We start from the raw sequence: 20,056 nt of genomic DNA on the forward strand, positions 1-20,056 counted from the left end.
CCCCTCCCGCCCGCCGCCCGCCGGCGGCGGACCGGGCCCGTCGGAGACTCCCCGGAGCCGCCGGCCTCACCACCACCACACCCCGGTCGCACCACCGCACAACCGAAGGGAGATCGGCGATGAACGATCTCTTCACCTGGGCCGCCCTGGGCAGCCTCACCGGCGCGAGCGCCGCGACGCTGCTCGCCACCAACGTCATCGGCGGGCTGATCGGCCCGAGCGGCGACAAGGCCCGCAAGTGGATCGCGCTGGGCATCGCGCTCGCGCTGTCCTACCTCACCGCGGCGTTCGCCACGGACGCCGGCGCCGAGAAGTGGATCATCGCGTTCTTCAACGGGCTGGTCATCTTCTCCGCCGCGCTGGGCATCAACCAGCTCCCGCCCGGCAACCGGCAGGCGACCCAGGCGTCGCCGACCCAGCTCGCGCAGGGACGCGAGCCCCGCATCCTCCGCTCCTGGGTATGAGGTGAGCCGTCATGATCTACGGAATCCTCAGCACCGTCGCACACGTGGTCACCGGCGCGGTCCTCGGCCAACTGGCCGGCGGCACCGTCGGGCTGCTCATCGGCGCGGTCGCCGGCCTGCTCGTCGGCGGGATCTTCGGCTGGGCGGTCGCCTCGGCCCGGGTCTACGGCCCGGACCCGAAGGGCGTCCTCCTGTTCGTCGTCGACCACACCTGGAGCCTGCTCAACACCGTCGTCGGCGCGGTCTACCTGGCCGCGCACGTGCTCGTCGGTCACTCGCTGGACCGGCCCACCTCCCAGCACAGCTGCCGGGTCAACGTGGTCGAGGGCGTCTCCCCCCGGTACGCCACCACCATCGGCACGGTCTGCGCCGGCTCCGGGCCCGGCATCCAGCGGCACGAGGACGTGCACATCCTCCAGGCGCGCGTCCTCGGCCCGCTCTACATCCCGCTGGTGCTCGCCAACTACGTGCTGTTCACCATCGCCCCGGTCTGGCTGCTCTACCACGACCACACCAACGCACCCATCAACCGATTCACCCGGTACTTCGAGATCGGCGTCTACCCGCACGTGTGGAACGAGGCCATCGCGTACCGCGTCCAGGGGACGCCGCCGCGATGACCACGCCGGGGCGCGGCCCGATCGAGACGGCCACCGCCGAACTGGCCGCCTGGCTGGCCGGGGCGGCGGGGGAAGCCGTCCCGGTCGGTCCGCCGCGCCCCGACGACGACCCCGCCCGGCTCACGCTCTGGCCCATGGAGCTGCGCCCGGCCCGGCAGACCCGGGGCAGCGGCGGCCGCGAGCCGTACCGCTTCACCGTCCGCTACCTGCTCTGCGCCGGCGGGCCGGCGGCGCTGCCCGGGTTGGACCGGGTGCTCGCCGCCGCGACCGCCGGCGGGGAGCGCGCCGTCGTGCTGGAGGCCGGCGACCCGCGGCTCTGGGCGGCGTTCGGCACCGGACCCCGCCCGGCCCTGCTCATCGACGTGCCGGCCCAGGTCGCCCACCCGACGCCGCCGGCGCCGCCGGTGCTGCGGCCGCTGCGGCTGCGGCAGCTGGAGATGCTGGCCTTCGACGGCCGCGTGGTCGGGCCCGAGCAGCAGCCCCTCGCGGCCGTGCGGATCGAGGTCGTCGGCACGGCGTGCGCCACCACGACCGACCCCGCCGGCCGGTTCCGCGTCGCCGGGGTGCCGCACGACCCCGACCGCCCCGGTCCGGTACGGCTGCGGCTCACCGGCCGGGGGCGGGTCCTCACCGCCGAGGTCGACCCGACCGAGCCCGACATCGTCATCGTCTGCGCACCCCCGCCCCGCTGACCCCCGTTCCGGCGGACGTCCCGCGCCGCCGGCCGCGAACCGCACCGGGAGGACCGATGCCCACCTACTTCTCGCCCGGCATCTACGTCGAGGAGGTCCCCGGCGGCGCCCGCCCGATCGGACCGGCCAGCACCAGCACGGCCGCCTTCGTCGGGGTCGCCCCGGACCCCGCCGCGCAGCTCGGCAGAGCCGTCGCGGTCAACAACTGGACGGAGTTCCTGCGGCTCTACGCCGACGGGGACCGCCTGGAGAGCACCCCGCTGGCCCGGGCCGTCTTCGGCTTCCTCGACAACGGCGGCAGCCGCTGCTGGGTCGTCAACGTCGGCGCGGACGGCGAGATCACCGGCACCGGGAAGCGGCGCGGCGGCCTGCAACTGTTGGAGGCCGTCGACGAGGTCTCCATCCTGGCCGCACCCGGCTTCCACGACCCGGTCTCGCACGAGGCGCTGCTCAGCATGGCGGAGCGGACCCGCACGATGGTGGCGATCTGCGACCCGCCCCCGGACGTCACGGACATCTCGGCGCTGACCAGGGTGGCGACGCCGTCCACCGGCAAGCCGCCCAAGCCGGCCGAGGGCTCCGGCGGATCCGGTGGGTCCGGCTCGGCGGGCTCCGGCGGCCCGGGGTCCGGCTCCGGCGGGTCCGCGTCGGAGGACGAGGCGCCGACGGCGTGCCGGCCCCGGCAGTCCGACTTCGGCGCGCTCTACCATCCCTGGCTGCGGGTACGCGACCCGCTCAGCGGCGAGCTGGTGCTCACCCCGCCGAGCGGGCACATGGCCGGCATCTGGGCCCGCACGGACGCCCTGCGCGGGGTGCACAAGGCGCCGGCCAACGAGCCCGTACGCGGCGCCGTCGACCTCGCCCACCTGGTCACCCGGCCCGAGCACGACGTGCTCAACCCCAAGGGCGTCAACGTGATCCGCTACTTCCCGGGCGAGGGCATCCGGGTCTGGGGCGCCCGCACCCTCGCCGCCGAGGCCAGCGAATGGCGCTACCTCAACGTCCGCCGGCTCTGCATCGCCATCGAGCAGGCGATCGCCAACGGCACCCGGTGGATGGTCTTCGAGCCGAACGACTTCACCCTCTGGCGGTCCATCCGCCGCGACATCGGCGCCTTCCTGACCCGGGTCTGGCGCGACGGCGCGCTGCTGGGGCGTACGCCCGAGGAGGCGTTCTTCGTCAAGTGCGACGAGGAGACCAACCCGGCGGACGTCCGCGACGCGGGCATGGTCGTCGCCCACATCGGCATCGCGGTGGTCAAGCCGGCGGAGTTCGTGGTCTTCAAGCTGAGCCAGTGGGCCGGCGGCGCCGAGACCGAGACGATCGGAGGCTGACATGCCGACCACCGCCACCCCGCAGCCGGGCGCCCCGGTCGACCCGTACCGGGCCTACAACTTCAAGCTCCTCGTCAACGGCGTGACCAACGGCCACTTCACCGAGGTCAGCGGCCTGGAGATGACCATTCCCGGCGTGCCGTACCGGGAACAGGGCAACGACCGCATCCGGATGGTCCCCGGCCAGGTGGAGTACGCGCCGGTGACCCTGCACTTCGGGCTCACCGCCTCCCGGGAGCTGTGGGACTGGACGTACGCGGTGGCCCGGGGCACGGTGAGCCGGCGCAACGTCTCGATCGTGCTGCTGGACGCGGCCGGCACGGCGGAGGTGCTGCGCTGGAACCTGATCAACGCCTGGCCGACGAGGTGGCGTGGCGCCCACCTGAACACCCTCGGCCAGGAGCTGGCGATCGCGGCGCTCACCCTGCGGTACGAGAGCCTGGAACTGGAGACCGGCGGTGCCGCCGCGCCGACCACCGCGTAGCTGGCTGGCCGCCCGGCTGCGCGCGACGGCCACGGCGGTCGACGAACTGGCCCGGCTGGTCGACTCCGCCGGACCGGCCGCCCCGCCCACCCCCACCGAGCGCGACCAGCTCACCCGCCTGCTCGCATCCGGCCCGCCGTCCCCGCCCGAGGACCGGTCCCCGGCTGAGGACCGGTCCCCGCCCGGCCGACCGCCGGCCGCGGCGACGGGGACGGCGGCGCCGGCACGCCGGCCCGGCCAGCCCCCGGAGCACTGGCTGCGGGTGGTGTCCGCGCACGCCCCCGGCCTGCTGCGCGACCTCGACCTGGACCTCGGCCCGACCGGCCCCGCTCCCCCGCCGCCCGTCGACGCCGACCACGGCCCGAGCCGCACCGTCTGGCCGGACCACGGCCCGAGCCGCCCCGTTGGACCGGACCACGGCCCGAGCCGCCCCGTTGACGCCGACCACGGCGCGAGCCGCCCGGCCGGCGCGGGCCACCGCGCGACTCGCCCCGCTGACGATCCGCCGGGCGACGGACCGCCCTGGACGGCCGGTCCACGACCGCCCGCCGCCGGACCCGGGTGGGGATCGACGCGGGCTACCGTGACCCGCCCGTACCCGTCGACGTCGGGCCGCCGGGACGAGGACGCCCGGCCGGCAGAAGGCAGTTGGCGGGGCGGCGGCCGACGGCCGATCGGAGGCGCCTGGCCGGGCGGAGGCGTCCCGTCGAGCGGGCAGGGCTGGCCGGGAGACCCGTCGGCAACCGGCGGCCGGGCAGGTGGGCCAGGGGGTGGATCGGTCGGCCGACCGTCGGCGGTGGCCGACCGGCCCGTGCTCCGGCCGGCGGTTCCCCCGCGCGGGGCCGTGACGCACCCCGGCACACCGGCCGCCACCAGCCCCGCCGTCGGCAGCACGGGCCGGTGGTCGGCCGGCGACCGGGACGCCCACGGCCCGGCGGGCGCGGCACCCGACCGGGAGACGACGTGGGGCGCGGCGGGCGTGACGCCGGCCCGGCGCGCCTCGGGCGCGGCGGAAACGTCAGGAAGCCGGCCCCTGCCGAACGCCACGGACACGGCACCGCCCGGCTACCCGCGATCGGACGCGCCTGACCGCACGACGGCTGCGCACGCCGCTCCGTCCCACCCTCGCACCGCCCGGTCAGGCGACGCGGACGAACTGTCGCCCGAGATCCTGGTACGGAACGGGCGCTGGAGAAGCCGTCACGTACCAGGACCTGCGGCGTCCGGAGACGCGACCGGGGCGGGGTTGACGTGGCCGGGCGGACTGGGCGGGGCGTGGGCGGACCCACCGGCCGGGCCCGGCGCGGCCCGAGCGGGGACGGGAGCAGGAGCGGCAGCGGACGCACGAACGGGGGCGGGAACAGGAGCGGGGGCGTGCGGCGGGACGGGATGCCCGGGCGCCGACCGGCCAGGACCCGCACCCGGGCGTCCGCACCAGCGGCCGGACGTGACCGCGCCCTGGCCGGCACTGCCCGACGCCGACGGTGCGGGACCAGCGCGCGCCGGCGGGTCGGAGCGGGTCGACGGGCCGTGGCCGACGCTGCCGGACGACCGGCCGCTGTGGACGGTGCCCCCGCCCGCCCTCGACGACGAGCGCGTCCGCCGGCTGGACCGGGAACAGGCGGGTGGCTGATGGAACGGGTCGCCTTCCTCATCGACGCCACCGGCGAGCGGGTGGACTGCCTGCTCAACCCGGAGACGGTGCAGGTGACCCGGCTGGCCGGAGTGCGCCACCGGGGCGCCGCGGGCAGGCAGCTCACCGGGGCCGGGCTCGCCGACGACCCGCTGGTCTTCACCGGCGGGGGCCGCACCGAACTGGTGCTGGACCTGCTGTTCGACGTGGACTTCGCCGAGGGTCAGGTCCGACCGACCGACGTGCGGGCACTCACCCGCCCGCTGTGGATGCTCGCCGAGAACTCCGCCACCGAGCACGGCTGGCTCCGGCCGCCGCTGGTGCGGCTGGTCTGGGGCAAGACCTGGAACGTGCCGGGCGTCGTCGTCGCGGTGGCCGAGCGCTTCGACGCGTTCACCGCGACCGGCTCGCCGCACCGGTCCTGGCTGCGGCTGAAGCTGGTCCGGGTCGCCGAGGACGCCGACCGGGCGCGGGAGGGCTTCGCGGAGGAACTCGCCGCGGCGAGCACCCCGACCGCCGCGCCGGGCAGCGCCGTGGTGGCCGCCGGCGACGGCGCGACCGGGCCCGACCACTCGGGCGTACGCTTCGACCTGCTCGCCCACGACGCGCTCGGCTCGCCGCTGCGGTGGCGGCTGCTGGCCGAGCACAACCGGATCACCGACCCGCTCACCGTGCCACCCGGTACGCCGCTGGCGGTGCCGCCGCAGCCGGCCCCGGCCGCCCACCCGGCGGGTGCGCCGTGACCGCCCCGCGCGCGCTCGCCGTGCTGCTCGACGGGGCTCCGCTGCCGGACGGGGCGGCCCGCCGGCTGGTGTCGGCCCGGGTGGCGGCCCGGCTCGACCGACCGACGCAGTGCGAGGTGGCGCTGACCACCGCGCCCGGCACCGCCGCGCTCACCCCGCCGGTGCGCACCGGGGCGAGCCTGGAGCTACGCCTGGACGGTCATCCCGACGCCCTCTTCGCCGGCGAGGTCACCTGCGTCGAGGTCGAGTACGCGGCCGACGGCGTGGCGCTGCTGCGGGTGCGGGCGTACGACGCGCTGCACCGGCTGCGCCGGCGGCAGCGGCTGCGGGTGTTCGAGGCGGTGACCGCCGCCGACCTGGCCCGCGAGCTGTGCGGGGACGTCGGGCTGACCGTGCACGCCGAGGCCGACGGCCCCCGGCTGGAGCGGCTGTCGCAGCACCGGCACAGCGACCTGGAGCTGCTGCGGGAGGTGACCGGGCGGGCCGGCCTGCACGTGGTCGCCGACGGTGACCGGCTGCGTCTGCTGACCCTGGAGGGCCACGGCGAGCCGGTCGGCCTGGAGCTGGGCCGGGGGCTGCACTCGCTGCGGCTGTCGACCAACCTCGACACGGCCGGCGGGGAGAGCAGCGCGCTGGGCTGGCACCCGCAGCGGGCCGAGCCGATCAGCCAGCAGGTGGGCACGGCCCGCAGCGGCCGGCGGATCGTCGCCGACCCCGACCCGGCAGACGTGGGCGCGGAGGGCGTACGGACCGCCGTGGACCAGCCCGGGCGGGGCGACGACGAGTTGGCCGCGCTCGCCCAGGCGCGGCTGGACGCGCGGGTCGCCGCCCTGGTCACCGCCGAGGGAGTGGCCGACGTCGACCCCGCGCTGCGGCCCGGCCGGCGGATCGCGCTCACCGGCGTGCCCGCCACCGTCGAGGGGACGTACGTGCTGACCGAGGTGGTACACACCGTCGACGCCGCCGGCCAGCTGAGCCGGTTCTCCACCGCCCCTCCCCCGGCCCCGCCGGCCGGGCCGCCCGCCCCGGCCGTGGTCACCCTCGGCCGGGTCACCGACGTGGCCGACCCCGAGGAGCTGGGCCGGGCCCGGGTCGAGCTGCCCGCGTACGGGGGGCTCGACGCCGGGTGGCTGGCCGTGCTCTGCCCGGGTGCCGGCCCCGGCAAGGGCCTCGTGGCGCTGCCCGACCCCGAGGACGCCGTGCTGGTGGTGCTGCCCGGGGGCGAGCCGGCGTCCGGGATCGTGCTCGGCGCGCTGTTCGGCGCCGCCGGCGCGTACGACGCGGGGGTCGACGACGGGCGGGCGCGGCGCTGGTCGCTGCGGACGGCGCGCGGCCAGTCGATCGTGGTCGACGACGCCGCGCGGAGCCTGCGGCTGGCCACCGAGGGCGGCAGCTGGCTGGAGCTGACCCCCGAACTGGCCACCCTGCACGCCGCGACCGACCTGGTGCTCTCCGCGCCCGGCCGGGCCATGGTCGTGCGCGCCCGCAGCGTGGACTTCCTGCACGCGGAGGCGGCCGAGGACCCGGCGACCGCCGCGCAGCGGGCCCGGACGCTGGCCCGCGCCCACCACGAAGGAGGCGGCTGATGCGCTGGATCCACCGCGACTCGGTGATCAGGTGCGACCACGACGGGCGGGTCGGCAACCGGGCCTCGCAGGACTGGGTGACCGTCGCCGGCGTGCCGGTGCTGGTGGACGACGACCCGGAGGGCCGGGAGATCACCGCCTGCCCGAACTACGGGCCGACGATCAAGCCGTGCGGGAGGACCCTGCGGGTGCGGGTCGGCTACAGCGACTGGGTGCGCGTCGCCGGCCGTCGGGTGGTCCTGTCCCACCTCGACGGGTTCACCGACGGCACCCCGCCCGGCCTGGTGCACCACCGGGTACGCGACCCCCGGCAGGGCTTCCTGGGGGCGGACCGGTGAGGGCCTTCCGGTTCGTCGGCGCCGGCTTCGAGCCCGGGCGGGGCGGCGGGCTCGCGCTGACCGCCGCCGGCGGCCTCGCCATGACCGAGGGCGACGAGACCGTACGCCAGGCGTTGTTCCTGCTGCTGTCCACGACCCCGGGCGAGCGGCTGATGCGTCCCGGGTACGGCTCCCGGCTGCACCGCCTCGTCTTCGCGCCGAACGACGACACCACCGCCGGGCTGGCCATCCACTACGTCCGGGCGGCTGTCGCCCGGTGGGAGCCCCGGGTGGAGGTCCTCGACGTCGACGCCGGCCCCGACCCCGACGACCCGTGGCGGCTGGTAATCCGGCTCGACTACCGGATCCGGGCGAGCCTCGCGCCGGGGCAGTTGGTGTTCTCCGTCGACCTGCTGCCCGCCGACGACCCGGAGCGGGACGCCGCCGACGCCGGTCACCGCCCGGCCGGCGGCCCGCCACCGCCCGGCCGGGTGCCGCCGGAGGGAGAAACGTCATGACCCTGCCCGTGCCGCACCTGGACGACCGCGCCTTCCTGGACCTCGTCACCGAGGCCCGGGAGCGGATCCGGCAGTCCTGCCCGGGCTGGACCGACCTGTCCGCGCACGACCCGGGCATCGCGCTGCTGGAGGCGTTCGCGCACCTCACCGAGGTGATGATCTACCGGCTCAACCAGTTGCCCGAGAAGGCGTACGTGGCGTTCCTGAACCTGCTCGGGGTGACCCGGCACGCCCCGACGGTGGCCTGGGCGGACGTCCGGTTCACCCGGTCCGGCGGCGACCGCGGGCCGGTCCGGATCCCGGCCGGCACCCGGGTGGCCGCCGCGCGCGGGGCCGACCCCCGGCCGGTCGTCTTCGTCACCACCGAGCCGGCGCTGCTGCCGGCCGGGCAGGACGAGGTCACCGTCCGGATGCACCACTGCGAGCCGGTGGAGGCGGAACTGCTCGGGGTGGGCACCGGCCAGCCCGGTCAGGTGCTGCGCGCCGCCCGGGCGCCGCTGGCGCGCACCGCCGAGCCGCTGGACCTGCTGCTCGGCGTCGAGGTGCCGGCCGGGACGGTGGAGCTGGGCGCCGCCGCGCGGGAGCACGACGGCCGCACGTTCGAGATCTGGCGGCCGGTGGACAGCTTCGCCGGGCTCGGCCCGCAGGACAGGGTCTACCTGGTCGACCGCTGCTCCGGCACGGTCACCTTCGCCCCCGCCCTGGACCTGCGCGACCCCGCCGACCCGGCGAAGGGTCCGGTGACCGTCGCCGCCGTGCCGCCGGCCGGGCGGCAGGTGCGGCTGTGGTACCGGGCCGGCGGTGGGCCGGCGGGCAACGTGGCGGCCGGCACGCTGACCAGCCTGCGCGACCCGCTGCCCGGGGTCCGCGTCGACAACCCCGCGCCGGCGGCCGGCGGGCGGGAGACGGAGTCCATGGAGTCGGCGCTGCTGCGCGGCCCGTACGAGTTCTTCGCCCAGCAGCGGGCGGTCACCGCGCGGGACTTCGAGGTGCTCGCCACCGGCTCCGGGGCCGTGGCCCGGGCGCGGGCCTTCACCCGCGCCGCCGTCTACAGCTTCGCCCGGCCCGGCGAGGTGGAGGTGGTGCTGGTGCCGTACGTGCCGGAGGCGGCCCGGCCGGGTGGGCGGCTGCCGGTGGCGGTGCTGCGGGAGCACGAGGTGGACCAGGCCCGGGCCCGGGTCGAGGCGGACCTGGAGCGCCGCCGCGCCCTGGGCACCTCCTGCCGGGCGACCTGGGCCCGCTACAAGGCGGTGTCGGTCCGCGCCCGGGTGGTGGTGCGCCGGGAGGAGGACGTCGAGGCGGTCCGGCGGCGCATCCACGACCGGCTGCACTCCACGCTCAGCCCGCTGCCGACCCCGCTCAACCCGGCCGGCTGGGCGTTCGGCGAGCCGCTGCGCGCGTCCAACGTGTACCGGCTGCTGGAGCATGCCGAGCCGGGGGTGCGCTACGTCGAGTCGGTCCGGTTCGTCGTCGACGAGGTGCCCGACGCCCAGGTGCGTACCCTCGCCGTGGACCAGTACCAGCCGCGGACCTGGTACGCCGGGCGCGGTCCGGTGCTGTTCCGCTCCACCAACGCGGGCGCCGGCTGGGAGCCGGCCGGCCGGTTCGCCGACGGCGAGACGGTGCTGCGGGTGACGCCCGCCCCCGCCCCGGTGCGCCCCGGCATCGTGCCCCGGCCCGGCTCGGTGGCGGTCGCCACCGTCCGCGCCGACGGCGGGTCCCGGGTGCACCTGAGCACCGACCTCGGCGAGACGTGGTCGCTGCTGACCGACCTGGACTCGCGGGTGTCCGACCTGGCCTGGATCGACCGGGACGGCGCGGGCGCGCTGCTGGTCGCCACCGACACCGGCCTGTACGAGGTCTCCCTGCTGCCCGGCGCGGTGCCGTTGCAGATCCTGGTCGACCCCGGCGACGCCGACCGGGGCTTCTACGCCGTCCGCGCGTTCGTCTCCGAGCGGGGCGCGCCGGGCGTGGCGGTGGCCGCGCAGGCCGGGTTCGGGGTCTACCTGTCCACCCAGGCCGGCCGCCCGGGCAGCTTCGCCCACGTCGGGCTGGCCAACGTCGACAACCGCGTGCTCGCCGTCCAGTACGACGGCCCGGCCACCCTGCTGTGGAGCGGCGCGGGCGAGCCGGACCCGAAGAAGCCCGGGCAGGGCTGCCGCCGGGCCCGGCTGTTCGAGTCCGACGTGCAGTGGCAGGCGGTGCAGTCCGGCTGGATCGGCGGCACCTGCCGGGACCTCGCGTTCTCCGGGCCGCTCGCGGTCGCGGCGACGCAGAGCGGCGGGGTGCTGCGGCTGGACACCCTCGCCGCCGCGCCGCAGTGGGCGCCGGTGTCGGTCAACTGCGGGCTGCCGCTGCGGGACCGCACCCGGTTCGTGCCGGTGGACGCCGTCGCCGCGACCGGTGGCCCGGACCGGCTGATCCTGGCCGGCGGCGAACGCGGGGTGCACCGCAGCACCGACGCGGTCGACTGGGCGGCCAGCGCCAACCAGGCCACCGCCGACGTGGTGACCGTCCCCGACACGTGGCTGCTCTGCTCCGGCGAGCACGACATCGAGGTGGTGCGGCAGGATGCGACGCGCGGCGATTGAGCGGCTGCTGCCCGCGGCGTACCAGCGGGCCTGCGTGCCGGGCAGCGTGCTGTGGGCGCTGCTGGACGTCATGGAGGCGCTGCACGCCCCGGACGAGGCGGTGCTCGCCGACGTCGACGCGCTGTTCGACCCGTACCGGGCCCCGGACGGGATGGTCGCCTACCTGGCCCGCTGGGTGGCGATGGACCACGTGGTCGCCTCGCCCCGGCCGGACGCCCCGCCGCCGCTGCCGCTGGGGCGGCTGCGGGACCTGGTGTCCCACGGCGCGCTGCTGGCCCGCTGGCGCGGCACCCCGTACGGCCTGCGGAGGGCCCTGGAGGTGGCCACCGGGACGGGCGGCTTCGCCATCGACGAGCCCCGGGACCGGCCGTTCCACGTCGTGGTCACCGTGCCGCCGGCCGCGGCCGGGCAGCTCGCCGTGATCACCCGCATCGTCGAGGCGGAGAAGCCCGCGTCGACCACCGCCGAGATCGTCGTCGCAGAGGAGCCACCATGACCACCGAGTGGGCGGTCGTCGCCGCCGCCGAGCAGTTCACCCTGGACGCCCGCAACACCGGCGAGCTGACGTTCACCGTCTCCAACCCGGACGCGGCCCCAGACACCGTCGTCTTCGACGTGGCACCCGGCGAGGGCTCGCAGCGGTCCTGGTTCACCGTCACCGAACCGCAGCGGGTGGTGCCCGGGCAGGGCTCCGTCTCCTTCCTGGTCCGGCTGACCGTGCCGCCGGGCACCGCGCCCCGGCGCTACGACATGACCGGGTTCGCGTACTCGGCGAACACCGCGCCGGAGGAGAGTTCCCGCTCCAGCGGGCGGGTCACCTACGAGGTCCGGGCGGCCGCCCCGCCCCGGCGTACGCCGTGGCCGTGGATCGCCGCCGCGGCGGCGCTGGTCCTCGTCGTCGGCGCGGCGGTGGTCTGGCTGCTGGCCCGCGACGGGGAACCTGCGCCGGGCGAGCCGCGGGTGGTCACCGTCGAGGCGGAGAGCCTGGTGGCCGGCGCGGTGCTGGGGCCGCCGACGGGCTCGTCGGTGGCGGTGGAGGTCCAGCCCAACTGCTGCGGGGTGACCTGGTCGGAGGACGCCCAGCTGTTCTTCCAGGGCCGCGCGATCGGCGACCAGGTGAGCGTGACGGTGGAGATCCCCGCCGACGGCACCTGGCGGTTCGCCGCCGTCCGCACCACCTCGTTCGACTACGCCAACACGGTCTTCACCATCGACGGCACCCAGGTCGGCGGCGCGTTCCTCGGCTTCACCCCCGAGGTGCGGAAGACGGACTGGGTCGACGTCGGCACGGTCGCGCTGACCCGGGGGCCGCACCGGGTCACGCTCGTCGTGGTCGGCAAGACCCAGGGCACGGACCGCTACTTCGCCGGCGTGGACGCGATCCGGTTCACCGAGGTCCCCGCGCCGTCCGACGCCCGATGAGCGGCGGGCAGAAGGCGCTGCTCGCGGGACTGGGCGTGCTGCTCGTGGCGCTGTTCGCGGTCGCCGTCGGCGCCGGCCGGGACGACACCGGCGACCCGGGCGCCCCCTCCGGGCTGGTGGAGCGGCTCGGCCGGCTCGGCGGCGAGCGCGCCGCGGTGGACCCGGCGACGGTACGGGCCGACTGCGCCGAGGCCGGCCGGCTGGCCTTCACCGGCACCTGCGTGCTGCGCGTGGCCGACCCGGGCGGGCTGCGGACGCTGGTCCTGCGCAGCGCGGCCCCGTTCACGGTGGAGGCGCCGGCACCCGGGGACGCCGAGTTCACCGTCCGCGACGAGGTCACGCCGGCCGCCGACGGCACCGGGGCGGTCGCCCGGATCGCCGTCGACCGCGCCACCGACGTGCTGCTGAGCTGCCCCGGCGTCGGCGGCTGCGCCGTCACGGTCACCACGTCCTGACCCCATCGGAGGCCCGACATGGGTGAGCTGCGCAAGCCGTTCCTGCTGCTGGCGATGCTCGCCGTCGGCCTGGCGCTCGGCGTCGAGATCGGCGCCGGGCTGCTCGTCGGCGGCGGCGACGCCGGCGCGGCGCTGCGGGACAGCGCCGGGGCGCTCGACGTGCGGGTCACCGGCGTGTCCGGGGTCAGCGAGCCGTCCGGCCGGGGCACCGGCTACCTGGCGCTGGTCGACGCGGTCGCGGTCTGGAGCACCGGGCTGTTCTGCCTGAGCCTGGTGCTGCCGGACCGGGTCCAGGGCCGGGTGCAGGGCGTCGCGACGCTGGTCTTCTCGATCGTGCTGATCGTCGTGGCGTTCGTCGCGCTGCTGGTCGCCTTCGTCGAGCTGACCGTCATGGTGTCGCTGTTCCTGGCCCCGCCGTTCGGCACGCTGGCCTACCTGGCCCTGTGGGGGTTCTTCCCGGTCGGCGACGCCTCGGTGCTGCTCGGGCTGGTGCTGCTGCTCAAGCTCGCCTGGGCCGGGCTGCTCGTGGCGGCCCAACCCCGGTTTCTGCAGAACAAGGGCCTGGTGCTGCTCGCCCTCACCACGCTGCTGTGCACCGTCGTGCTGGAGTTCCTGCACCGGCTGGTGCCGGTGATCCTGGTCAGTGTCGTCGACGACCTCGGGGCGCTGGTCTTCGCCGTCGTCGCCCTCGTCTGGGGGCTGGTGCTGCTGATCGGCTCGATCCCGGCCATCGTCAAGGCGGTCCGGGTCACCGGCGCCGCCACCGAGAGCTCTGGCGGCGGCCGGGCCTGAGCCGTGCGCCGGCCCTCGTGCACGGGGCGGTGCGTCGGGCACCCGACGGCAGGGGCCCGCGACATGGTGAAGATCGGCTATAAGTGGCGCATGGAGTTTCCCGCCTACCTGGCCACCATGCCGATGCACGCGATCACCGAGATCCACGGCGAGCCCGGCCTGTTGGCCCGGTTCCGGCTGGAGCTGCGCGCGTTCGACGAGGCCGCCCGGGAGCGGCTCACCGAGGCCCTCGACCTGGCCGCCGAGCTGCACCGCGACGACCGGCGGGTACGCGAGCCCTACCTGAACCACCTGCTGCGGGTGGCGATCCGGATGATGCACCACTACCAGGTCCGCGACGTCGACGTGATCGTGGCGGGCCTGCTGCACGACGCGGTGGAGGACCACCCCGACGAGCTGGCCGGCGAGCAGGCCGGCGACGACGCGACCGCCGCCGCGCTGGCCGTCCTGGCCGAACGGTTCGGCCCGCGCGTGGCCCGCCTGGTCGGCGCGGTCACCAACCCGGCGTACGACCCGGGGCGCGACAAGCACGTGCAGTACCGGGAGCACGTGGCGGCCAGCCTGGCCCGGGAGCCGTGGGCGCGGGTCATCAAGATCTCCGACTTCACCGACAACGGGGTGGGCGTCATCCACACCGTCGGGCCGAAGGTGGCCTCGTCGGCGGCGAAGTACCGGCCGCTGGTGCCGGTCTACCGGGACCTCGTCACCCGGCCGGACACTCCCCTGTCGGCGCCGGTGAAGCGGCACATCCTCGACCAGCTCGACCTGGCCGAGGAGCGCTTCAGCGCCATCCTCGACCAACCGGTCCACCCGAGCTGACGATGCTCCGAAGTGGGGCGCGCCCTGCGGCGGCCCCACCGAGCCCCATGATCAGTTGATCGGAACCCGTCCGAATGCCTGCCTCGGCGACGGTTTCCCATCAACCGATCATGGGAGCCCGGCGTCGGGTGGCGAGGATGGCGAGGGTTTCGCGGCGAACGTCGTCAGGGTGGTGCAGCAGGCGGCGGTGGGTGAAGCGGACCACGAGGATGCCGCGGGTGGCGAGCAGGGCGTCCCGGCGCAGGTCGATTTCGCGCTCACGCGGGTCGCCGTGGGTCGTCGCGCCGTCCAGCTCGATGTTCACCTGCTCCGCCTCGGCGTACAGGTCGAGGTAGACGACGCGGCCTCCCACCCGTACCCGCGCCTGCCGACGGAACGCCGGCATGCCGGGGCCCGTGAAGACCCGGTCGTGGCCCCAGATCTCCAACGGGCTGCGGCAACCTGCGGCGAGCCGGTCCAGCAGCCCGCGCAGGGTGGCCCGGTCCGCCAGTCTCGGCGCGCCCTCCAGCGCCGCACCGATCCGTTCCGGCGTGGTCAGTCGGTCGTTGACGGCGCGGATGATCGTGCCGGCGCGCTCGACCTTGGGCAGCAGCGGCCAGGCGACGACCAGCGACCGGTCCAGCCGGGTGACCGGCGCGCCGTTTCGGACCAGCGCGTACGGGGGCTGTGGGGCGAAGCGGCGCCGGTGATGCACGAGCAGGTGCGGGCGGTTGCGCAGCCCGGACGTGATCGGCACGTCGATGTGCAGCGGCTCGCCCGTGGGTTGCCGCCGCAGGCCCCACACGTCGAGCGCGGTGAGGTGGCTCAGTGCGCCCCGCCCGTCGGCGTACGCCAGCGCCGCCCGTCTGGCCAGGGCCGGCGCGATCCGGGCGAGCGGCGGCGCGGTCGACCGGGTGAGCGGTGCGGTGTCGACAGCGCTGCGGGCTCCTGCGGTCGGTGAGGTGCGCTGCGGAGTCTCGACCAGGGTGGCGTCGACGTAGACGCCGGGCAGCAGCCGGAGCAGGCGGCCGGAGCGGCAGGCGCTCTCCAGCGCCGAGCGCGGTCGGCACCGGAGCACGTCGTCCCGGGTCACCAGCCCACCACCGCGCTCGACCAGCGCCTGGATGACGGAGTCCATGCCCCGACGGTGCCGCGCCGTCCGCTCCCCCACCAGCGCGACCGGCACCGGTGTGGACAACACGGCCGCCTGTGGACAGGCGCCGCAGGGGCGGCTGACTGTGCTATGGACCAGGCCGAACGCCACCTCGTGCTCGTGCGCTCCGGGATGCTCGCGGCGGGCCCGGCAGGCCGCCAGGGCCGCATGTCGATGGGCTCTCGGAGCAGCGGGCAGGGCTGGCTGTGACATGCCGATCGCCGTGACGGCCCCGCCGCGGAGGCACCGGATAGCATGCAAAATGCCCGGATAGCCGCACTTGTCAAAATATCGTGATTGGACGCTCTCACATCCGCGCGGCGGGAGCCGGTCGGGCCGCCGCCTTGTTAACTTCAGGACGGATCACCACGTCACGGACGACGAGTCGATGCCGCTCATCGCCCTGACGTTCGTCGGTCAGGAGCCCTTCCCCGCCCAGACCGCACCAGAGGGAGCCGTCCAGCCTGGCCGCTCACGCAGAGGAACTCCGCGACGAGGGGAGGGCCGACATGACCGACACCTCCAGCCCCGAGTCGACACCCTCCGAAGGCTGGAAGAAGCGCGGCAGCCGCGCGCTCGGGGCCGTGCGGAAGGCGGGCAAAGACGTCGGCGAGTGGTCGAAGAAGCGCTGGAAGAGCCTGCACGCCACACTCCAGCGGCTGGAACTCGCCCCAGCGCCGGATCCGCCCGCGCCCGGCCGGGTCGTCGACGAACTCAGGGCGGAGCCGATCATGGTGCCGGCCCGAGGCTACGTCTTCACCTTCACCGTGCAGGCCACGTTCACGTGGTCGTCCGAGGGGTTGCGTCCCGAGTTGTTGAGGTGGCACGCCCAGTCCTGCATGCCGCACGCGAGGCAGAGGTTGGCGCGTCTAGCGGCCGAGCGTTCCCGCAGCTTCGCACCGCACGCCGCCAGGGAACTGGAAGAGGAGCTGCAAAAGAGGCTGCGCACGACGAAACCGTGGTCCTACACCCGCAACGGCAGGGAGCTCACCTGTCAGCCCGACGCCTGGGTGCAACTCGACGACCGCGTCAAGGCCGCCCTCCTGCCGTCCGCGGAGGCGCGACTGAAACTGGAGCACGAACTCGACATGCACCTCAGACAAGCCCGCAGCGCCGAGCTTCTCAGCCGCAGGTGGATCACGATCCTGCAGAGGCACGTCGACGGCCTCACCGCCGACGAGGCGGCGCAGGGGCTGGAGGACGAGCCGGCCAGGGCGCTCCAGGAGATGACGGCGATGCGGAAGGCCGCCGCCCGGTGGATCGAGGAGCTGCTCGGCCACCGGTTGCGCCACGACGGCACCCGCCACGAGGAAGGCGGGTCGGACAACACGACGGACCGCCAGGACCCCACCCAGAACCGTCCCGGATGTCTCGTTGATGATCCGCTGCCCGCCGGCGAGGGCTCCGCAGTCGACTCCGCGCAACCAGGCGGTAACTGACGCCCGCGTCACGGCGATCAGCCCGTCGCCGCACATGTACCCGCTCCACCGTGAGGTGCCGTACGCCGTCTCGCTCGGCAACCACGACCTCGACGCGTAGTCGTGCAGCCCGGCGGCGACCTGCAACCCGAACCTCGGGATCGCCACCGACCGCAGCGCCGACATGTTCAACGCCCACTTCCCGCGGACGATGTTCGAGCACACACCGGCCTTCGTCGACAGCTACCCCGCCAACACCATGGACAACTCGGCCATGGAGTTCCTCGCCGGTGGCGTCCGGTGGTTGGTGGTCTCGCTGAAGTACAACCCGACGCCGGAGGAGTTGGCCTGGGCCGACCAGGTCATCGCGGCACACCCCAGGCACCAGGTGATGTTGAACGCGCACGAGTACCAGGCCGAGGTGAACCGGTCGGCGATCGGCAACCGCATCTGGAACGATCTCGCCCGCAAGCACGAGAACGTGCAGTGGGTCTTCTCGGGTCACTACACGTCCGCCGGCAACCGCACCGACCAGGGCGACAACGGCAACACGGTGTACGGCGTCCAGGCCGACTACCAGACCTACAGCCTGCCGAGGGTGACCGAGAACAGCTACCTGCGGCTGATGACGTTCGACACCTCGGCCGGGACGGTCGAGTGAAGACGTACTCGCCGTGGTGTGAGCAGACGGGCGACTGCCCCGCCTACAAGACCGACCCCAGCAACCAGTTCACCCTGACCGGCGTTTCGTTCCCGAGCCGCCGCCCCTGATCCGTCCACGGATGAGCTGCGGGACCGATCGTTCCCGCAGCTCATCGGCAGCGCCGGACCGCTCCTGACGTGGAGACCGTTCGGCCAGGACGACGTGGGTGAGACCGCCGGCAGGTGTGGCGGTGGTTCACACCGGCGGCAGATACGTCATTCGGGTGGGTTCGGAGAGCACCGAACGGGCCGCGGGCACGTCGGCGAGCCGGGCGGCCAGGGTCGCCACGGCGAGCCGCTCCGGCAGGGCAACGCTGAACTTGAGACCGGCGAGAGCCTTCTCCGTCACGTCCGGCAGGCAGATCCGATCTACCGCATCGGCCATGGCGGCTCGCACCATCTCGCGGTCCAGGTCCGGCCGCAGCCGGATCGAGGCATCGTCGTACCGCTGCGTCGGGTCAGCCAGGTCGCTGAGAGTGGCGATCAGAGTGGCGTTGGCACGGTAGCCTGCCCACGTCCACCACCGCATCTCGCCGTCGCCTTCGCGGGTGACCACCGTGCCGCCGGGATGAACGAGCGAGGTGGCTTCCTCCCGCAACTGGGCGAGCCTGGCGCTGGCCCGGCCGGTGAGGGCGACCGGCGGGTCGGCGCCGAGGAGCACGTCGCGCATCGACCGCACCATCCGGTACGACAACCCCTGCGGCGAGCCGCCGGTCATCCAGAGCGCCTTGCCGCCACCGTCGGCGGGCTCCACGAAGCAACGCCGACGTTTCCAGTCGACGTAGGTGACCCGCCAGCTCCGCCCGGCGAGCAGCAGCAACCGGGGACCCTGCACCTTCGCCGTGAGCAGCGCCGGATCGGTCCGGCCGATCTCGGTACGGCCGGAGAGCACGGTGAACTGGGGCGGGGCGGTGAACACCGCCAGCATGTCCATGAAGTGCCGACGACCGAACCGCAGCTCCGCCTCCGGCCCGATGAAGAGCATCCCGGAGTCGACGTCGAGGTAGCCGCGGTCGACGAGGTGCCGCACGATCACCTCGGCGGTCTTGTCGAAGGGCGCCAGGCCGTTCCACTCCCCCGGCCACACCTGGTCGCCGACGCGGTGCCGCTGGAGCGACAGCGCGAGCATCTGCTGGGCCACGATGTGTCGGGGCTCCGCTGGCGGCACGACGGCCTCGACCCAGCCCTGCGACCAGAGGTGGAGCAGCCCGGCGGCATGCAGCAGCCCTTCACCGTCCAACGCGAGGAAGAGGCAGTTCCGGCTGCTGCCGGGCCGCCGCCCGGTGCGGCCGATCCGCTGCAGGAAGGCGGCGACGGTACGCGGGGCGTCGATCTGGATGACCCGGTCGAGGTCGCCCACGTCGATGCCGAGTTCGAGGGTGCTGGTGGCGACGATGACGCAGTCCCGCTCCTGCGCGAACGCCTCCTCGGCCCGCCGCCGCTCGTCGACGGAGAGCGAGGCGTGGGAGAGGAACGTCGTCACGTCGAGCGCCCGCAGCCGCTGGCCGAGTTCCTCGACCAGGGCGCGGGAGTCGCAGAAAACCAGCCGCTTCTCGCCCCGGTGCAGGGCCGCGATCACCTTGGCCGCGTTGTGCACGGAGCCGACGTAGTCCAGCTCTACCTGGCCGGCGGGAGTCGGTGCCACCGTCGTGGCGCCGGCCGGCGCGCCGATGCCGGGTGCCACCACCCGCGCCGGCCGCTGGTCGCGGCCGGAGCCCTGCAGCCAGCCCAGCAGTTCGTCGGGATTTCCCACCGTCGCGGACAGGCCGACCCGCTGCACCGGGCGACCGGCCACCCGGGAGAGGCGTTCCAGGACGGCCAGCAGGTGCCAGCCCCGGTCGTCCCCGGCGAACGCGTGTACCTCGTCGACCACGATCGCCCGTAGCTGCCCGAAGAACTCGTCGTGGTCCACGGCTGCGCTGACCAGCATCGACTCCAGCGACTCCGGCGTGGTGAGCAGGACGTCCGGCCGCTCTCGGAGGATCGTCCGGCGTCGGCCCATGGTCACGTCGCCGTGCCAGAGCGCGGCGCGTCGGCCCAGCCAGCCGGTGTAGGTCTCCAGTCGGGGCAGGAGGTTGTTGAGCAGCGCCTTGAGCGGGCACACGTAGAGCACCGAGGTGCCCGACCAGTTCTCCTGCGCCATCCGCGACAGCAGCGGGAACACCGCCGCCTCGGTCTTGCCGCCGGCCGTGGGTGCGAGGAGCAGGGCGTCCTCGCCGTTTAGGAGCGGCCGCACGGCGGCGTCCTGCAACGGTCGCAGCGCCGGCCACTGCAACGTGTTGACCACGTGGTGCAGCACGACCGGATGCAGCAGCTCGGCACCACTCGCCATCG

Annotated in this window: 20 protein-coding genes; 18 read left to right on the top strand and 2 right to left on the bottom strand. The window is 75.0% G+C overall.

The window, feature by feature from the left end; translation table 11 throughout:
- The first annotated feature begins 119 nt into the window (after positions 1 to 119).
- The 16 genes from AB0L34_RS09020 (at position 120) to AB0L34_RS09095 (ending at position 14,470) form a co-directional block, all read left to right on the top strand.
- Positions 120 to 464 (top strand): hypothetical protein, encoded by a 345-nt coding sequence (locus AB0L34_RS09020; protein WP_350681930.1) that lies wholly within the window; start codon positions 120 to 122, stop codon positions 462 to 464.
- An 11-nt stretch (positions 465 to 475) separates the two neighbouring features.
- Positions 476 to 1,084: a glycine zipper family protein gene (locus AB0L34_RS09025; RefSeq protein ID WP_363703227.1), complete on the top strand. Its 609-nt coding sequence runs from the start codon at positions 476 to 478 to the stop codon at positions 1,082 to 1,084.
- On the top strand, positions 1,081 to 1,776 hold the full coding sequence (locus tag AB0L34_RS09030; RefSeq protein WP_363703229.1) for a carboxypeptidase-like regulatory domain-containing protein: 696 nt from the start codon (positions 1,081 to 1,083) through the stop codon (positions 1,774 to 1,776). The genes AB0L34_RS09025 and AB0L34_RS09030 overlap by 4 nt, the downstream gene beginning before the upstream one ends.
- 56 nt (positions 1,777 to 1,832) lie before the next feature.
- Positions 1,833 to 3,110 (top strand): phage tail sheath subtilisin-like domain-containing protein, encoded by a 1,278-nt coding sequence (locus tag AB0L34_RS09035; protein WP_363703231.1) that lies wholly within the window; start codon positions 1,833 to 1,835, stop codon positions 3,108 to 3,110.
- A gap of 1 nt (position 3,111) precedes the next feature.
- Positions 3,112 to 3,594, top strand: coding sequence for a phage tail protein (locus AB0L34_RS09040; RefSeq protein ID WP_350707380.1), 483 nt, complete (start codon positions 3,112 to 3,114; stop codon positions 3,592 to 3,594).
- Positions 3,595 to 5,041: 1,447 nt separating this feature from the next.
- Positions 5,042 to 5,227, top strand: coding sequence for a hypothetical protein (locus AB0L34_RS09045; protein ID WP_363703233.1), 186 nt, complete (start codon positions 5,042 to 5,044; stop codon positions 5,225 to 5,227).
- Positions 5,227 to 5,970, top strand: coding sequence for a hypothetical protein (locus AB0L34_RS09050; protein ID WP_363703235.1), 744 nt, complete (start codon positions 5,227 to 5,229; stop codon positions 5,968 to 5,970). The genes AB0L34_RS09045 and AB0L34_RS09050 overlap by 1 nt, the downstream gene beginning before the upstream one ends.
- A complete protein-coding gene (locus AB0L34_RS09055; protein WP_363703237.1) occupies positions 5,967 to 7,556 on the top strand; it encodes a contractile injection system protein, VgrG/Pvc8 family in 1,590 nt (529 codons plus the stop codon). The genes AB0L34_RS09050 and AB0L34_RS09055 overlap by 4 nt, the downstream gene beginning before the upstream one ends.
- On the top strand, positions 7,556 to 7,894 hold the full coding sequence (locus tag AB0L34_RS09060; protein WP_363703239.1) for a hypothetical protein: 339 nt from the start codon (positions 7,556 to 7,558) through the stop codon (positions 7,892 to 7,894). The genes AB0L34_RS09055 and AB0L34_RS09060 overlap by 1 nt, the downstream gene beginning before the upstream one ends.
- On the top strand, positions 7,891 to 8,391 hold the full coding sequence (locus AB0L34_RS09065; RefSeq protein WP_363703241.1) for a GPW/gp25 family protein: 501 nt from the start codon (positions 7,891 to 7,893) through the stop codon (positions 8,389 to 8,391). The genes AB0L34_RS09060 and AB0L34_RS09065 overlap by 4 nt, the downstream gene beginning before the upstream one ends.
- Complete coding sequence (locus AB0L34_RS09070; protein ID WP_363703243.1) at positions 8,388 to 10,982, top strand: putative baseplate assembly protein; 2,595 nt, start codon at positions 8,388 to 8,390, stop codon at positions 10,980 to 10,982. The genes AB0L34_RS09065 and AB0L34_RS09070 overlap by 4 nt, the downstream gene beginning before the upstream one ends.
- The gene (locus AB0L34_RS09075) at positions 10,963 to 11,478 is read left to right on the top strand and encodes a phage tail protein (protein WP_363703245.1); all 516 of its coding nucleotides are present in this window, start codon (positions 10,963 to 10,965) and stop codon (positions 11,476 to 11,478) included. Before AB0L34_RS09070 ends, AB0L34_RS09075 begins: the two co-directional genes overlap by 20 nt.
- Positions 11,475 to 12,404 carry a hypothetical protein gene (locus AB0L34_RS09080; RefSeq protein ID WP_363703247.1) on the top strand — a complete coding sequence of 310 codons (930 nt, stop codon included), beginning with the start codon at positions 11,475 to 11,477 and terminating at the stop codon, positions 12,402 to 12,404. Before AB0L34_RS09075 ends, AB0L34_RS09080 begins: the two co-directional genes overlap by 4 nt.
- Positions 12,401 to 12,859: a hypothetical protein gene (locus tag AB0L34_RS09085; RefSeq protein WP_363703249.1), complete on the top strand. Its 459-nt coding sequence runs from the start codon at positions 12,401 to 12,403 to the stop codon at positions 12,857 to 12,859. Before AB0L34_RS09080 ends, AB0L34_RS09085 begins: the two co-directional genes overlap by 4 nt.
- 18 nt (positions 12,860 to 12,877) lie before the next feature.
- Positions 12,878 to 13,651: a hypothetical protein gene (locus AB0L34_RS09090; protein WP_363703251.1), complete on the top strand. Its 774-nt coding sequence runs from the start codon at positions 12,878 to 12,880 to the stop codon at positions 13,649 to 13,651.
- 90 nt (positions 13,652 to 13,741) lie between these two features.
- Positions 13,742 to 14,470, top strand: coding sequence for an HD domain-containing protein (locus AB0L34_RS09095; protein ID WP_363703253.1), 729 nt, complete (start codon positions 13,742 to 13,744; stop codon positions 14,468 to 14,470).
- A gap of 100 nt (positions 14,471 to 14,570) precedes the next feature.
- Here AB0L34_RS09095 and AB0L34_RS09100 read toward each other — a convergent pair whose 3' ends face one another.
- Positions 14,571 to 15,587: a DUF559 domain-containing protein gene (locus tag AB0L34_RS09100; protein WP_363703255.1), complete on the bottom strand. Its 1,017-nt coding sequence runs from the start codon at positions 15,585 to 15,587 to the stop codon at positions 14,571 to 14,573.
- A 524-nt stretch (positions 15,588 to 16,111) separates the two neighbouring features.
- Here AB0L34_RS09100 and AB0L34_RS09105 point away from each other — a divergent pair.
- On the top strand, positions 16,112 to 17,041 hold the full coding sequence (locus tag AB0L34_RS09105; RefSeq protein WP_363703257.1) for a hypothetical protein: 930 nt from the start codon (positions 16,112 to 16,114) through the stop codon (positions 17,039 to 17,041).
- 163 nt (positions 17,042 to 17,204) lie between these two features.
- Positions 17,205 to 17,681 carry a hypothetical protein gene (locus tag AB0L34_RS09110; RefSeq protein WP_363703259.1) on the top strand — a complete coding sequence of 159 codons (477 nt, stop codon included), beginning with the start codon at positions 17,205 to 17,207 and terminating at the stop codon, positions 17,679 to 17,681.
- Positions 17,682 to 17,918: 237 nt separating this feature from the next.
- On the opposite strand, the gene AB0L34_RS09115 is transcribed toward AB0L34_RS09110, so the two are convergent.
- Positions 17,919 to 20,054 carry a DEAD/DEAH box helicase gene (locus AB0L34_RS09115; protein WP_363703261.1) on the bottom strand — a complete coding sequence of 712 codons (2,136 nt, stop codon included), beginning with the start codon at positions 20,052 to 20,054 and terminating at the stop codon, positions 17,919 to 17,921.
- Positions 20,055 to 20,056 lie beyond the last annotated feature (2 nt).

Origin of the sequence: Micromonospora sp. NPDC052213 (assembly GCF_040679695.1) — a bacterium.
Classification (GTDB): Bacteria; Actinomycetota; Actinomycetes; order Mycobacteriales; family Micromonosporaceae; genus Micromonospora.